The sequence below is a fragment of the Sphingomonas sp. Leaf339 genome, assembly GCF_001426195.1.
Taxonomy (GTDB): Bacteria; Pseudomonadota; Alphaproteobacteria; order Sphingomonadales; family Sphingomonadaceae; genus Sphingomonas.
The window spans coordinates 107484-121836 of sequence record NZ_LMRS01000012.1; the positions used below are offsets into that span (position 1 = coordinate 107484).

At 64.8% G+C, this 14353-nt stretch carries 13 protein-coding genes; 4 read left to right on the plus strand and 9 right to left on the minus strand.

The annotated features are described in order from the left end of the window. Positions 1-17: 17 nt before the first annotated feature. The 9 genes from ASG67_RS07360 to ASG67_RS07400 form a co-directional block, all read right to left on the minus strand. Entirely contained in the window at positions 18-644 is a 627-nt protein-coding gene (locus ASG67_RS07360; RefSeq protein ID WP_056527714.1) for a class I SAM-dependent methyltransferase, read from the minus strand. 1 nt (position 645) lies between these two features. Next, a complete protein-coding gene (locus ASG67_RS07365; protein ID WP_056527717.1) occupies positions 646-1707 on the minus strand; it encodes a lipocalin-like domain-containing protein in 1062 nt (353 codons plus the stop codon). After that, a complete protein-coding gene (locus ASG67_RS07370; protein WP_056527720.1) occupies positions 1707-4235 on the minus strand; it encodes an FtsX-like permease family protein in 2529 nt (842 codons plus the stop codon). Before ASG67_RS07370 ends, ASG67_RS07365 begins: the two co-directional genes overlap by 1 nt. Next, positions 4225-4911, minus strand: a complete 687-nt coding sequence (locus ASG67_RS07375; RefSeq protein WP_235535099.1) for an ABC transporter ATP-binding protein — start codon at positions 4909-4911, stop codon at positions 4225-4227. The genes ASG67_RS07370 and ASG67_RS07375 overlap by 11 nt, the downstream gene beginning before the upstream one ends. An 898-nt stretch (positions 4912-5809) precedes the next feature. Then, a complete protein-coding gene (locus tag ASG67_RS07380) occupies positions 5810-6562 on the minus strand; it encodes an EAL domain-containing protein (RefSeq protein ID WP_056527728.1) in 753 nt (250 codons plus the stop codon). Between the two features lie 47 nt (positions 6563-6609). Further along, positions 6610-7776, minus strand: coding sequence for an AMP-binding protein (locus ASG67_RS07385; RefSeq protein ID WP_056527731.1), 1167 nt, complete (start codon positions 7774-7776; stop codon positions 6610-6612). Beyond that, on the minus strand, positions 7773-8987 hold the full coding sequence (locus ASG67_RS07390) for a GGDEF domain-containing protein (protein WP_235535100.1): 1215 nt from the start codon (positions 8985-8987) through the stop codon (positions 7773-7775). The genes ASG67_RS07385 and ASG67_RS07390 overlap by 4 nt, the downstream gene beginning before the upstream one ends. An 84-nt stretch (positions 8988-9071) precedes the next feature. Further along, positions 9072-9425, minus strand: a complete 354-nt coding sequence (locus tag ASG67_RS07395; protein WP_235535101.1) for a phosphonate transporter — start codon at positions 9423-9425, stop codon at positions 9072-9074. Positions 9426-9660: 235 nt separating this feature from the next. Next, on the minus strand, positions 9661-10545 hold the full coding sequence (locus ASG67_RS07400; RefSeq protein ID WP_200940759.1) for a LysR family transcriptional regulator: 885 nt from the start codon (positions 10543-10545) through the stop codon (positions 9661-9663). A 98-nt stretch (positions 10546-10643) separates the two neighbouring features. Here ASG67_RS07400 and ASG67_RS07405 point away from each other — a divergent pair, with 98 nt between their 5' ends. The 4 genes from ASG67_RS07405 to ASG67_RS18260 are packed head-to-tail and all read left to right on the plus strand — an operon-like array spanning position 10644 to position 13991. Continuing rightward, the gene (locus tag ASG67_RS07405; RefSeq protein WP_056527740.1) at positions 10644-11834 is read left to right on the plus strand and encodes an MFS transporter; all 1191 of its coding nucleotides are present in this window, start codon (positions 10644-10646) and stop codon (positions 11832-11834) included. A gap of 3 nt (positions 11835-11837) precedes the next feature. Next, entirely contained in the window at positions 11838-12017 is a 180-nt protein-coding gene (locus tag ASG67_RS18815; RefSeq protein WP_156460704.1) for a hypothetical protein, read from the plus strand. Between the two features lie 31 nt (positions 12018-12048). Continuing rightward, positions 12049-13695 (plus strand): FAD-dependent oxidoreductase, encoded by a 1647-nt coding sequence (locus ASG67_RS07410; RefSeq protein WP_056527743.1) that lies wholly within the window; start codon positions 12049-12051, stop codon positions 13693-13695. Beyond that, entirely contained in the window at positions 13692-13991 is a 300-nt protein-coding gene (locus ASG67_RS18260) for a UBP-type zinc finger domain-containing protein (protein WP_082543380.1), read from the plus strand. Before ASG67_RS07410 ends, ASG67_RS18260 begins: the two co-directional genes overlap by 4 nt. Positions 13992-14353: the final 362 nt, after the last annotated feature.

Genomic DNA, 14353 nt, shown 5'->3' on the forward strand with positions numbered 1-14353 from the left:
TGCCGCTCGCGGCCCGATCAAGCGCGACCGATCACCAGCGTCAGCGGGTCGCTCCTACGTCCATCCACCAGTGTCTCAATCGTAATTGCTTTAAACCCTGCGCGGGTGAGATAGAGGTCGATCAGCGCGGCGTGCCCGGCAGCGTCAAGTGCACGCCAGATCGCCACCGCCTTGGTCGGGAAGCACCGATTGGAGAAGCTGACGATGAAGGGGGCGTCCGGGCGCAGCACGCGGCGGACGTCGGCGAAGACGTCGATGGGGTGTTGCAGATACTGGACGCCCACGCAGCAAAGCGCCGCATCGAACGCGCCGTGGTCCAGCGGCAGCATTGGATTGCGGTTAAGGTCCTGGACGAACCAGCGATCCGCCTGGCGATTGGCGGCAAGCTCTCGCGCGTTCATGCCGTGGCAGACGACGTCACCATAGGTGACGTCGGCGGGCAGGTGACTCACCCAACTCGACATGATGTCGAGGATGCACGCGCCGGGCGGCAGGAGGTCGCGGTATCGGGCAGACAGCGCAGCGACGGCTGCCTCGTCGATGTGCGTGACGAGGCGGGGCGGGGCATAGAAGGCGAGGTCGTCGCCCTCGTCCTGTCGTGTGAAGGCGCCAGCGGGCAGTTCGGGCAGGGTGTCTTGGCTCACGTTACATCCTCAGCGCCCGGTCGTAGCCGGTCAGTTCGAGATAGCCGCGCCCGCCCCGCGTCCGCACCGCGCCCTCCCAATAGACCGGCATACCGCCACGGCGGGCGTCGAGTTCCTGCGCGGCGAACATCGGGGTCAGACGAAATCGGGCAATGCGGCCGTCCAGGCGGAGGCTGACTTCCTGTGATACGGGATAGACAGCGCCGGTGGCGCTGCTGCGCCACGTCGCAAGCGGCCGGAACGCCACGTCTTGTGGCCCCAGGGCGGTGATGTTCCCATTCGGCCGCCGGAGCGCACCGCCGGCCCACAGCGTGCCGCCTCCCTTACGCCGAATGCGGAATGCCATCAGAGCCGAGCCGTCATCGAAGTTCAGGCCCGTCCAATCCCACCCCTGCGCATCTGGCGCGAGATAATCGGATGACCATTCGCGATCGAGCCATGCCTCGCCCGTCACCGCAACGATCCGGCCGCCGCGTCTAACCTTTCCTGCCACGCGCAGATGCGGAACCGAATAATAATAGCTCGCCTGTTGTGGCTGTGGTCCCTTGCGGCTGTAGCCGCCCAGCCCCTGCGGCAGCGGCGGTTGCGTGGGGCGGAAATCCAGCGACAGCGCAAAACCGTCTGCTGCGACGCGTGTAGCCCAAACGCCATTGGCGGCACGGTGCAGGCGCCAGTCGCGGATCGCGATGTCGGCGTCACCAATCCGAGCAGACGCGAGGCCAAAGCCTTGGCGCGCGGCGCGCTCGCCGTGGAGCAGGCGACCGGTGGCGGGATCGGATAGGGCCGCGTGGGCAAACAGCACCTGCCGCGCGGCGAACCGGCTCGGGTTCGCCTGATCGACCGGTGGACGGGTGCGGAAGAAGGTTACCTGAAAGCCAAGGTCCTTGCCGTCGTCGGTCCGTAGCCAGCCGGTGACGTACCACCATTCGGTCCGGAATGTGGGATGGGCGCCGTGGTCAGCGGGAAAGCTGAGCACTATGCCGGGGCGCACCACAGGGAAGGGTACCGCAGCGGGTGCCGCGACGGCGACAGCGGCAAGCCAAACCGGAAGCATTGCGCGCATCACCAATCCTCTCGCACCGACTGCACTGCATCCCGTGCAGTGGCGCGGCGGCCCGCCAACACCGCCGTGGCCGCTGCTGCCCCGGTCAGCGCCGCCGCGACGCCGAGCAGCGTGCCCACCGGCACTTGCGTCGTCATCGTCCAATTGAACGATTGCGGGTTGATGACGTGGATCAGCACCTGCGCCAGCACCAGACCGAGCCCGATCCCGGCCAGCGCGCCAGTCAATCCCACCATTGCTCCTTCCGTGGCGACCATCGCGCCGAGCTGGCGGCGCGTTAGCCCGAGATGGCGGAGCATGCCGAATTCACGCTCGCGCGCGATCGTCTGGGCGGACATCGTCGCCGCCACTCCGGCCAGCCCGACCAGGATCGCCACCGCCTCCAGCAAATAGGTGACAGCGAAACTGCGATCGAACAGCGTCAGCGCCAGCTGGCGGAGGGTTGCGGGCTGAGTCAATTCAACCTGCCCGCGCAGGGAAGCGGGCAGGCATGCGGTCATCGCCTCGCCGATGGCGACGGCGTCGCTGCCGGGGGCAAGCATCGCCGACGCCTCGTCGCGCCCCGTGTCGCCGGTCAGCCTTTCATAATCGGCCTCGTCGATCAGTACCGCGCCTGCCTGCCGCCCATAGTCGCGCCAGACGCCTGCAACGATGAAGTGCGTGCGGCCCGCGATCGGAAGCGAGATCGTCTCGCCGGGATCCCAGCCATAGAGCCGCTGCGCAGGCTCCGACACCCACACCGGCAGCGCGTCGGCTGGTAGCGGCGGCGCTTGCTCGATCAGGACGAGCAGCGGATCACGGCCGTCGCGCTCCGGCCGCGCGATCAAGCTGATCGGTGGGCGGTCGGCGGCGATCGTCAGTGGCAATTGGCGGCTGAATGCCAGCCGCTCGACGCCGGGCACGGCGGCCAGACGCGCCCGCGTCGCAGGGTCGAAACTCGCGCCCGCCACGGTATGCAGATAGAGGTCGGCACCCAGCACCTGCCCCAGCCAATCGTCCACCGCGCCGCGAAAGCTGGTGACCATCGTTGCCATCGCGATCATCAGCGCGGTGGAGGCGACGATACCGCAGAGCGCGGTTGCCGCCTCGCCTGGCGCCCCGTGGAGGTGGCGAATGGCCAGCTGCGCGGGCACGCTGCCGCGCGTCCGCCGGGCGAGCGGGGCAAGCAACGCACGCGCGAACCACGGCACACCAGCGACACCGCCGGCCAGCATCAGCGCCATCCCGGCAAAACCGAACAGCGGAAGTCCACCCACCGCGGGCAGCAATGCACAAGCTCCGCCGGCAGCCAGCAGCGCCGCCGCCGGCCACCATGCGACCGGGCGCCGCGGATCAAGGACGTCACCCGCATTCTTCAACGCGGCGGCGGGCATGGCCCGGGCTGCTGCACGGGCGGGGATCACGCTGCCGAGAACGGCGGCCAACAGACCGAGCGCGAAGAACCCGGCTGCCGCCATCGGCTGAAACACTACGCTGGACGTGCCGCCGCCGAAATACCCTGCTCCCAGATCACCGCCGAGCCAGTGGAGCGCCGCCCAGGCGAGACCGTAGCCGATTGCGAGCCCGGCAACCGCGCCGACGATTCCGATTGCCAACCCCTCGACCACCACCGCCGCAATGACGCCGCCACGCGGCATCCCCAGCGTGCGCAGCAACGCGAACGCGCGCTGACGTCGCGCGACCGACAGCGATTGCGCCGAATAGACGAGGAAGCCGCCCGTCAGCAGCGCGACCAGCGCCAGCATGTCGAGATTGACGCGATAGGCGCGCGACAGCGCGGACCCCTGCGCCCCGCGCGCCTCGGCGGTCGACTGAATGGCGTCGTCGGGAAGGAGCTTGGCCAGTGCTGCCTCGGCCATTTGGCGGTCCGACAAGGACAGGTCGATACGATCGATCTTGCCGAGCCGGCCGAACCGCCACTGCGCCGCGGCGATATCCATCACACCGATGGTCGCGTCCGCATCGGCGGCAGGCAACGTGCCGGCAATACGAAGCGGTACCGTTCTGCCATTGGCCGTGACATCCACGCGCGCGCCGATCGTAACACCTGACTGCACAAGTGCAGTGCGCGACAGAAACAGCGCTGCCTCGTCGAACACGACAGCACCACTGGCATCGGGACCGCGGGGCGGTAGCCCGACCAGAGACGGCGTCACCGCCCCTGCGCGGATGACATCGAGCCCGAGTAACGTCAGCCGCGCCTTGCCGATCCGGGCATCCAGCCGCACGACCGGGCTGGCGTCGGCAACGCCGGCGGCACGCGCTACCGTCGGATAGAGCCGCTCGTCGATCCCGAGTGGACTGGTGGCACGCACGGACAGCTCGGCTGCGCCATTCACACCGCGCACCGCGCCGTCGAACGAGGCAAGCGCCGATCCGTTGACGAGATGAACGGCGAACCCGAGTGCTACGCCAACCGCGATCGCCACCGCGGTGGTGAGAAAGCGGGCAGGGTGAAAACGCCACTCGCCGCCAATCAACCAGCCAAGCGCGAGCCGTGCCGACAGCAGGCCGGGTTCAGCGGCCACGTCGTTCCGTCAGCCCGTCTGCGCCCAGCGTCAGCACCCGGTCGGCGACGGCAGCAGTCGCATCGGAATGCGTGACCATCACACCTGCCGCGCCATTGTCACGCACCGCAGCGGCGAACAGCGCCAGCACACGTGCAGCAGTGTCGGGATCAAGGTTGCCGGTCGGCTCGTCCGCCAGGATCAGGGCGGGGCGGTGTACCAGCGCACGCGCGATGGCGACACGCTGGAGTTCGCCCCCCGACAGATCGCGCGCATAGCCTTCGCCGCGATCACCCAAGCCTACCGCCGCCAGCATAGCGCGGGCGCGTGCCTCCGCCGCCACTGCGTCCGGCGACACCAGCGCGAGCGGCAGGGCAACGTTCTGGAGAAGCGTGAGATAGGGTAAGATGTGAAACGCCTGGAAGACGAAGCCGATGCGCTCGCGGCGCAGCCGCGTCCGCGATGCCTCGTCGAGCGTGCCCAGCACTATGCCGTCAATGGCGACACTGCCCGCGTCGGCATCATCCAACCCGGCGAAGATGTTGAGAAGGGTCGATTTGCCGACCCCTGATTCGCCGATGATAGCGACCAGCTCGCCTGCGCCGACATGAAGATCGAGCGATCGGAACAACTGCCTCGGTCCCGGCACCGATTTGGCCAGAGCGCGCACGTCGAGGAGGATCGGTTGGCTACTCACGGATATCACGTGGGGCAGCTATCGCCCGGCTGCAACGTCGTACGCGCCCCCTTGCAACCTGGGTCAATCCGAACATGGGTCGGAAGACATCTGGCATGGCGTGAATTAGCGGTCGCATGGAAAAAAACAGAAGAAGACTACGCACGTCTGAAACTGGATCGGGTCGACGCCAGCACATCAATATGTGCCCCTAAGCCTCTGTCGTGCCGACACAATAGAGGCTTAGGTTGAGCAACCGGGCGGGCTTACGTGCTACCCGGTGTTCCGCCGTCGATGTCTTCGCCTGCATTGCCGCCCCCGGCGCCCGACCCGCTTCCGTGAACCTCGCCGGTTTTTGCATCGACCCAGCCACGTTTGCCGGTCTCCGGTGGAATATCCCGTTTCTCGGTGTGTGCCTGATCGGTGGTGTCGTGGCGGGATGGGTCGCCCGTCAGCGGATGGCCGCTTGGATGTTTGCGACCCTCCTCCTCTTCACGTTCCCCTGTCCGGAATAGCCGGTCGGCTGGTCGAACGCGTTGTCGCTGGAGTGGGCAGCATGGCGGGCGTCAGGTTTGCTTGGAACGGTCATCATGTTCTCCTTGGATGCAGAACAGTTGCTACGTGTTGGACGTTCCAGCGTTCTGGTTGCGCGACCGTGTTGAGCGTATCTCCATGGCGTCGAGCATCGCTGACGCTGCGGCGTAGCGGGTGTTTCGATCGGTAGAGGCGCCAGGATGAAGTTCCGCTTGTTGAGGAACCTCCATCGTCTCTGACCATCGTCGCAGGGAAAAACCTGAGCGCAGGCTTGTTACCTTACCACCGTCGCCACTGCCGCGCGGCGCGCTGTGGGTCGTGTCTGCCAAGACAAATAAGACTATCGCACAAGGCGACCGAGGAAATTGAACCCTCCAACTTTTGGCTAATCTGGCAAAAACGCCTGCGGCAGCGCTCCTATTGCGGGTCGGGCGAGGAGGTATCCCTGGCACAGACGGATACCAATCTCTCGCAGTGTCTGCAGTTCGGCAGCGGTTTCGATGCCTTCAGCGATACATTTCACGCCGAGAGCGTCCGCGATCTGGACGACACCAGCGACGATCGTCCGCCGCGCTGATGACGTGTCGATGCTGCGGATGAGCGCCATGTCCAGTTTCAGCATGTCCGGCTCAAGATCCGCCAGGAGACCGAGGCCTGCATAGCCGGCACCAAAATCGTCGATCGCGGTGGTGAATCCGCGGGCGCGATAGGCTTCGATGATGCGCCGGACGTGCGGTACATTTTGCATACGCTCGTCCTCGGTAAACTCGAACATCAACCGACCGGGGTCAAAACCGACGCGATGTGCGGCAGCCAGCGATGCCCTGATGCAGGCATCCGGTTCATAGACCGCGTTCGGCATGAAATTGATCGACAGCTTCGCATCATCGTCAGGCGCGAACAGTCGGCCAGCCAGCTCGATCGCGTTCACCCGGCACGTTTGGTCGAACTTGTAGATCATGTCCGGACCGACACCGGCCATGACGTCTCCTGCCGATTGTCCGCCGACCCCGCGGACGAGTGCCTCGTAGGCAAATACCGAACCTGTCCGGATATCGAAGATCGGCTGGAACGCCATCGTGATGTCAAACGGCAATGGCGAACTTGTTCGACAGCCGTGGCAGACGTCGCTCGGCATCGCGCGCCTGGATCGTTCGACATCCGCGGCGGATATTGGCGAGTGTATCATATCCAGTCTTCCAGTTTACCCATCATATTACGCGGCAAGGTGTCGCCGAACCTCAGGCTGCAAGGCCTTTCCGGCGGAGACAATCGAGCAGCGGCAACGCGTGTGATAGTTGCAGTAAGTGCGGTCGGCTGATGATCGCCATCCGGCACGATGAAGGCCTTTAATCGACCATTTGAATGGAGCCTGACCGCCGCGTCGGCCACGCCATCGATTTGGCGTAAAACGTCGGCAACGCGTCCGGGCCAGACATTATGGCCCCCGACCTGAACGGCACCATCGCGCCGACCGATAGGACGAAGGCGGCGCTCGCCGATGCGCTCGACATGATCGGGAAGCCCCTGACAGCGCCCGTGCTCATCACCGAGTTGCCAGTCGCCGTCGCCATGGGGTAGCAGGCGCCAACGGGGCAGCAGGTCATACGCCGCCGATGGTAACTCGCGCATGGCGATGCCGCCTGTCTCCGACGAACCGTAAATGTCGAGCAACCTGGCAAGACCGCGTGCCAGCAGGTCGGTCGCTAGACCCTCATCCAACGGCCCGGCGGAGCTGATCCCGACGACATCCGCAGGAAAGAGGCGGGTCATCCGCAACATAGCCTGCCACTGGTCGGGTACGGCGATAACGAGATCGCCCGCAGTGAAATCCAGAGGTGTGCCGATCGCGCGGGCGACGACGGGGATGTCGAGGACAGTCGGCAGGATTGCCGTCCAGATCACACCATAGAGGTGATGGCCCGGCACCAATGCCATGACCCGGCGCCGGCCGGGAACCTGCGTGGCCAGGAACTGCGCCTCCCGAAGCAGATCGTTGACGGCATGAAGGCAGGGCCGGGCACTACCTGTCGATCCGGATGTCGCGACCGTGATCTGCCCATCGCCAGCAGCATGCCGACGCATGACCAGATCGACCCACGCCCCGACCAGGCGGGGAGGCTCGGGGCCGAGCAAGCCGTCGTCCAATCCGAATGTCTCGGCCAGCGCGCCGATCGCCCCCAGTTGCTCGATCGAATCCAGTCCAAGTCCCTCGTCACCGATCGGCAGTGTCTCGGACCAGTCGTACGAGTGAGGCAGCGGCGGCTCGATGGCGCGCAGCCGCCGCACCTCGGCGGCGACGATGGCGCACGCCATCCGGCGCGCCGCGGTGCGGCAAAGCGGCAAGGTCATGCGGCCTCGGCGTGGCAATGATAGACGCGATTTCTTCCCGCCCGTTTGGCCGCATAGAGGCGTTCGTCGGCCAATTTGATCAGCCCGTCGATTGATCCACCGGCCTCGTCCAGCGTCGCGCAACCAAGGCTCGCGGTTGCATTCAACACGCCATCCGGCGTCTGGATGGACAGGCCGGCGATCGCCTTGCGCATCTCCTCGGCGAGCCCGAGCGCCTGGTTATGATCGTAACGCGGCAGTAGCGCCCCAAACTCTTCGCCGCCCAGCCGAGCGAAAATGCCGCGTGGTGGCAGCATTCCGGCACAGACCTCGACGACCCGGCAGAGCAGGGCATCACCCACCGGATGACCATGGGTATCGTTGACCGCCTTGAAATGATCGAGGTCGATGACGATCAGCGAGAGCGATTGCCGCAATTCGCGCCAATGTGCCTGCTCGCGCTCCATGACCTGGCTGAAGTGTCGGCGGTTCGATGCACCGGTCAGGTGATCGCAGGTCAGCAGACGGCGCATATCCTCGGCCGCAGCTTCGCGCCGCGGCACATCCCGCAAGACGACGGAAAAGCCAGTCGGAAGTGCCGAATCCTTTTCCGATCGTGCAACGACAAGGCGTTGACACCAATATCGGCTGCCGTCGGCACGCTGTTGCCATCCCTCCTGAAGATGCCAGCCGTCCCGTCCGGCGATCTCAACCTGTTCCATCAGCCGCAGGTCGCCGCCCGACGCATCGGTTTCGAGAACGTCTGCCAGGTTGCGTCCGATCGCCGTGGAGCAATCATGCCCGGTTTGCCGCGTGAAGCAGGCGTTGGTGGATGTGATCGCTCCATCCGGGGTGATGGCGAGTGCTGCATACTCGTTCACACCGTCCAGCAGCGTTGCGAACCAGGTGTCCGCTTGGCGCAATCGTTCCTCCTGAACGACTTGTTGGCTGATGTCGGATAGCGTCACCATCAGGCGATCCGCACCCAGTTTCACCATCGTGCAGGCAAGGACCTTGGGCACTTGCGTCCGCCGGCTTGGTCCAAGATCGACGAAGATTCGGTGGCCGTCAGTGATCCGACCTGTGGCGGGTCCAAATGCGGCGGCAAGGCTTCGAAGCTCGGGCGCATGCTGTTCGAGAGCGGCGAACAGATTACCGGCGTCGCGTGCCCCCGCAAGCGGCATAAGATGCTGCATCGCGTGCGGGTTCATGAGCACGATCTCGCCCATCATATTGCATTCGATCAGCCCGACGGGGCAGGCATAGAGGAACTCGAGTAGCTGTTCCTCGCCTGACGTGTCACTCATGATCGGCCCTTAGCGTTCGATGAGAACGTAGCGGCGGGGAGTCGCCTGGTCTGCCAGCAGCCGCAGTCGCACCTTGGTAGGACGCATGCGCAATGTGAGCACGTAAGGAACGACGTCATCGATCTGCGCCTCGTCCTCGAACCGCTGCGCGACCATGAAGTTGTTCATGCACTGCGCAACCGCGTCAAAGAACGGCACACCGATCACCGTTGACGGATCCAGCCCGGACATGCGTGCCTCGGTCGCATTGTAAATCTGCACGAGGGTGTCTGCACCAAACCCGACAACGCCAAACGGTAGGATGTCCCGCTCGTCGGCGCTCATTCTCTCCAGATCGCTGAGGGCGACCGTCTCAAAGGCCATATCTGACACTGGCATAACACTCCAATTTCAACGCATTATGCCTGCCGAGCGTTAAGCAGCGGCTGAAATATGGAACTGAAAATTCCCGGGCGCGGATATACGTCGAGATTCAGATCTGTCTTTCAACCTCCTCGGTTCGCCCGGTTTGACATTGGCCACGCGTGCCGTTCCGCTGCCGGACCGTTGGCGCATATGCCCCCCAAGCAATTCGTTGAGCGATAGGGAAAGGGCACGATCATGGGGATGACGCGAGGTGAGCGGAGAGCGCGTCGAGGAAGAGATGCACTTTGCGAGGGATGAGCCGACGAGTCGGCAGCACCGCCCAGATGCCCTGATCGGGCACGACACCGTCGGTCAGTCTGATTTCGGCTAGCCGACCAGCGGTGACATCGTCGCGTACGTTCCATGCCGACAGTTGCACGATACCCAACCCTTGAACGCCGGCCTGATGCAACGCTTCCACGCTGTCCGCGGCGAAGCGACCGCCGACCGCCTGGCGAACAATGGTTCCCTTCCGGTCGAACGTCCACATTCGTGTCGTGGGCAGGGCCAGACACTCATGGTCGCGCAATTCGGCCACCGCCATCGGAGCCGCCCGCTGCGCTAGATAAGCTGGCGCGGCATAAAGACCGCGAGGATTATCCGACAGCCGACGCGCAACCAAAGTGCTGTCGCGCAGTTCCCCGAAACGGATTGCGACATCCACCCCTTGCGCGGCGATGTCCACGACGAGGTCGCCCAACAGAAGCTCGACACTCACGCGAGGATGATCGTCAAGAAAGCGGCCAAGCATTGGCGTCAGCACCTTTCGGCCAAACGGCACCGACGCGGCAACGCGTAGCAAACCGCCTGCTCCTTCCTGGCCACCGGAAACAGCAGCGCGCGCATCTTCCGCATGTGCAAGGATAGCCTCAGCATGCGGCAGGAACGCTTCGCCTTCCGGCGTCAGCGACAGCGAGCGGGTCGTCCGGTGGACCAACCTGACGCCAACCTCTGCCTCCCGCGATGCCAGCCGGCGCGATGCGACCAATGGCGTTATTCCCAGGCGACGACCCGCCGCCGAGAGGCTGCCTCTTTCCATCGCTTCGACAAGAACGGCGAGGTCTGCAAGATCCAGCATATCCAATCGTGATAAGCCGGCTGATCAAATCGCGCCAAGTATGCTTTGCAAGGATAAGGTCCAGATGGGGTCGGGTCGCCGCACATGAGGAATTTTACATGACATCCACCGCACACACCGTTGAGGCGGAACCAAAACCTCGGCTCGGCTCGGCCTTGAACTTCTCCATGGCCGCCGCCGCCGGCATCGCGGTTGCCAACATCTATTACAACCAGCCCATGCTCGGCATCATGGAGCGGGATCTGCACGGTTCAGCCACCAGCTTCGTGCCGACTGCGACGCAGCTCGGCTATGCCGCCGGTCTTTTCCTGATCGTGCCGTTGGGCGATCTCATCGAACGCAAGCGCCTGATCGTCCTCCAGTTCGGTGGGCTGGCGGTAGCGCTGGCGCTTGCCGCGGTCGCGCCGGGTGCGATCATGGTGATCCTTGCCTCCCTTCTCGTCGGCGTCCTCTCGACGGTCGCACAGCAGATCGTGCCGTTCGCCGCGCATCTGGCGACGCCCGAGCGGCGCGGCACGACCGTGGGCACCGTCATGGCCGGTCTGCTGTGCGGCATCCTGCTCAGCCGGACGCTCGCGGGCTTCGTTGCCACTCACGCCGGCTGGCGCGAAATGTTCTGGCTCGGCGTGCCGCTGGCGGTCGGTGCCGGCGCGCTGATGGCGGCGGTATTGCCCCGAAGCGCACCCGACACGACCCACACCTACGGTTCGTTGCTCCGCTCGCTTGGCGGACTCTGGCTAGAATTTGGCGCTCTGCGCAAGGCGGCGATCACTCAGGCGCTGCTATTCGCTGGCTTCAGCGTGTTCTGGACGATCCTCGCGCTGCGCCTGCAGGAACCGCGGTTTTCGCTCGGTGCCGATGTCGCCGGCTTGTTCGGCATCGTGGGCGCGGTCGGCGTGCTCGCCGCCCCCGTTGCCGGGCGCATCGCCGATCGTCGCGGGCCGAAACTCGTGATCCTTCTGGGCGCCGCTCTGGCCCTGGCGGCATGGGTGGTGTTCGGTGTTTTCAGCACCATCGTTGGCCTGATTATCGGCGTCCTCATGCTCGACTTCGGGGTGCAGAGTGCGCTCGTTTCCAACCAGCACATCGTCTACGCCCTGCGCCCGGAGGCAAGGGCGCGGCTGAACACCATCTTCATGGGTGCCATGTTCCTCGGCGGTGCCGCCGGTTCCGCCGGTGCGACGTTTGCCTGGAACGCTGGCGGCTGGACCCCAGTTGTGCTCTTCGGCGGCGTCCTCTCCCTCGCTGGCGTATTGATTCAGCTTGGTGGGCAAAAGCGGAGGGGTTGAGCGATGGCACAGCACCACACCGCGATGGGCGTAGCCAAGACGGCCGGCAACGCGATGGGGTTGGTGCATGCCGTGCTGTGGGGCTGGGCGTCCAGTGCGAGCAGTGCATTCTCGGCTGATCCGTTGAGCATTGATCGTGCGTCCTGGATCATGGCCGGCGACTGGGTGCCTCCCGCGGCGTAAGCGGCTAATGGTCGAGGCAGGTACGAGGGAGATGACCATGATCGACACGCGTGAACATCAGCGTTTCCCGGTTCTGACACCGGCGCAGATCGACACCGCGCGCCGCTTCGCGAGCGGCCCGGAAACCCGTTTCACGCCCGGCGAGACCATCTATGCGATCGGCGACCATGGCGCGCCGGCATGGCTGGTCATCGACGGCACGATCGAGGTCGTTCGCCGCGATGGCTTGAGCCGGGAAGCCGTCGTCACCGTCCATCATGCGGGCCAGTTCTCTGGCGAGGTAAACCAGTTGGCGGGCCGCCCGTCGATCGCGGCGGGTCGCGCTGGCGATTCCGGATGCACCGCGCTTCCCCTCGATCCTGCGCATCTCCGTGCGCTGATGGTCGGGTCGGCGGACGTCGGCGAGATCGTCATGCGTGCGCTGATCCTGCGTCGTGTCAGCCTGATCGAACAGGGCGGTGCGGGCACTATCCTGATCGGGACCCCGGGTAATCCCGATATGGTGCGACTGCAGGAATTTCTCGGCCGTAGCGGACTGCCCAACCTCGTGCTCGACATCCGGTCCGACGAGGAGGGGAGAGCGTTGGTCGAACGCACCGGCGTCCTGCCGGATGAACTGCCTTTGGTAGTATGTCCGACCGGCTCGGTGCTGAAGCGTCCGAGCGTCGAGGAACTCGCCGCTTGTCTCGGTGTCGTGCCGACGATCGACCCTGACCGTCTGTACGACGTTGCGGTTGTCGGCGCCGGACCCGCCGGGCTAGCGACGGCGGTCTATGCCGCGTCGGAGGGACTGTCGGTCATCGTCCTGGATTCCAGAGCGATGGGCGGACAGGCGGGCGCGTCGGCGCGCATTGAAAATTATCTCGGTTTCCCGACCGGTATTTCAGGTCAGGCACTCGCGGGTCGCGCGTTCAATCAGGCGCTGAAATTCGGCGCTGAGGTTGCGATCCCGGTGTCGGTCGAACGCCTCGAGTGCGAGGGGGCGACCCTGTCGTTGCACTGCGCGGAGGAACGCCGCGTCAAGGCGCGCGCCGTGGTCATCGCCTCGGGCGCGCGGTATCGCCGGCCCGACGTGCCGAACCTCGCCGAGTTCGAGGGAGCGGGCATTTCCTACTGGGTATCCGCCATCGAGGCGCGGCTCTGCGCCGGCGAGGAGGTGGTGCTGGTCGGCGGTGGCAACTCGGCGGGACAGGCCGTCGTCTTCCTGGCGCCGCAGGTGCGTAAGCTTCATCTGGTCGTGCGGCGCGACTTGGCAGAGACGATGTCGCGTTACCTGATTGACCGGATCGCCGCGCTGCCGAACGTCGAGATGCACGTCGGCAGCGAGATCGCGGGGTTGGAAGGCGATCGTCAGACCGGCCTTACCGCAGCAACCTTCCGCGACCGTCACGATGGATCACTGACGAGGCGGGAGGTACGGCACATGTTCCTGTTCATTGGGGCCGACCCGAATACTGACTGGGCGAACGATTGCGTCGATACCGACGCGAAAGGCTTCATCGTGACCGGGGCCGATGCCCTGTCCCTTGAAACCAGCCGGCCCGGCATTTTCGCGATCGGCGATGTTCGCGCCGGCTCGACCAAGCGCGTCGCCGCCGCCGTTGGCGAGGGTGCAGCGGTCGTCGCCCAGATCCACAGCTTGTTCGCCGAACATGCCAACCAGGAGATGCATCGATGACCTGCACCCACTCCGACACGATCCGCGACGTCACGCCGAGCGCCAGAGGTTGCGAGGAGTGCCTGAAAATCGGCAGCGAATGGGTGCATTTACGACTGTGCCGCGTCTGCGGTCACGTCGGTTGCTGCGACGACTCCCCGCATCGACATGCTAGGGCTCACTTCAACGCGACGCAGCATGCCATCATCGAAGGCTATGACCCACCTGAGGGCTGGGGATGGTGCTATATCGACGATGTCGAAGTCGAGCTTCCTGACCAGACACGTCAGGTCGGACCAATCCCCCGCTTTTACTAGGGGGTTGTAAGGCGATTAGCACGACGCAAGCTCGTCCCGCTGACGAGCGGGTCGTGCAGTCGTTTGTGACCCGCCTCGCTGATGGCAGAGTGCCTTTAAAGAATATGTCGATGCCTTGCGCAGGATTTCGTCGGCCTCCCGCAGTTCGCGAACCTCCTGATCCAGCGCCGTCATGTATCGGCCACCCTGGTCTAAACACCGCCACGCTTACCGTCGTCGATCTCGGATTTCATCACTTGGTCGCGCGTGCGCTTCCGGAGATATAGCCCGCCTGATACCGCCACGCCGGACGAAGATGGAAGCTCAGCAATTTTAAAAGTTGGCGGTAGAATCAGGCGTGGCGTTCGATACTAGGCTCTCAT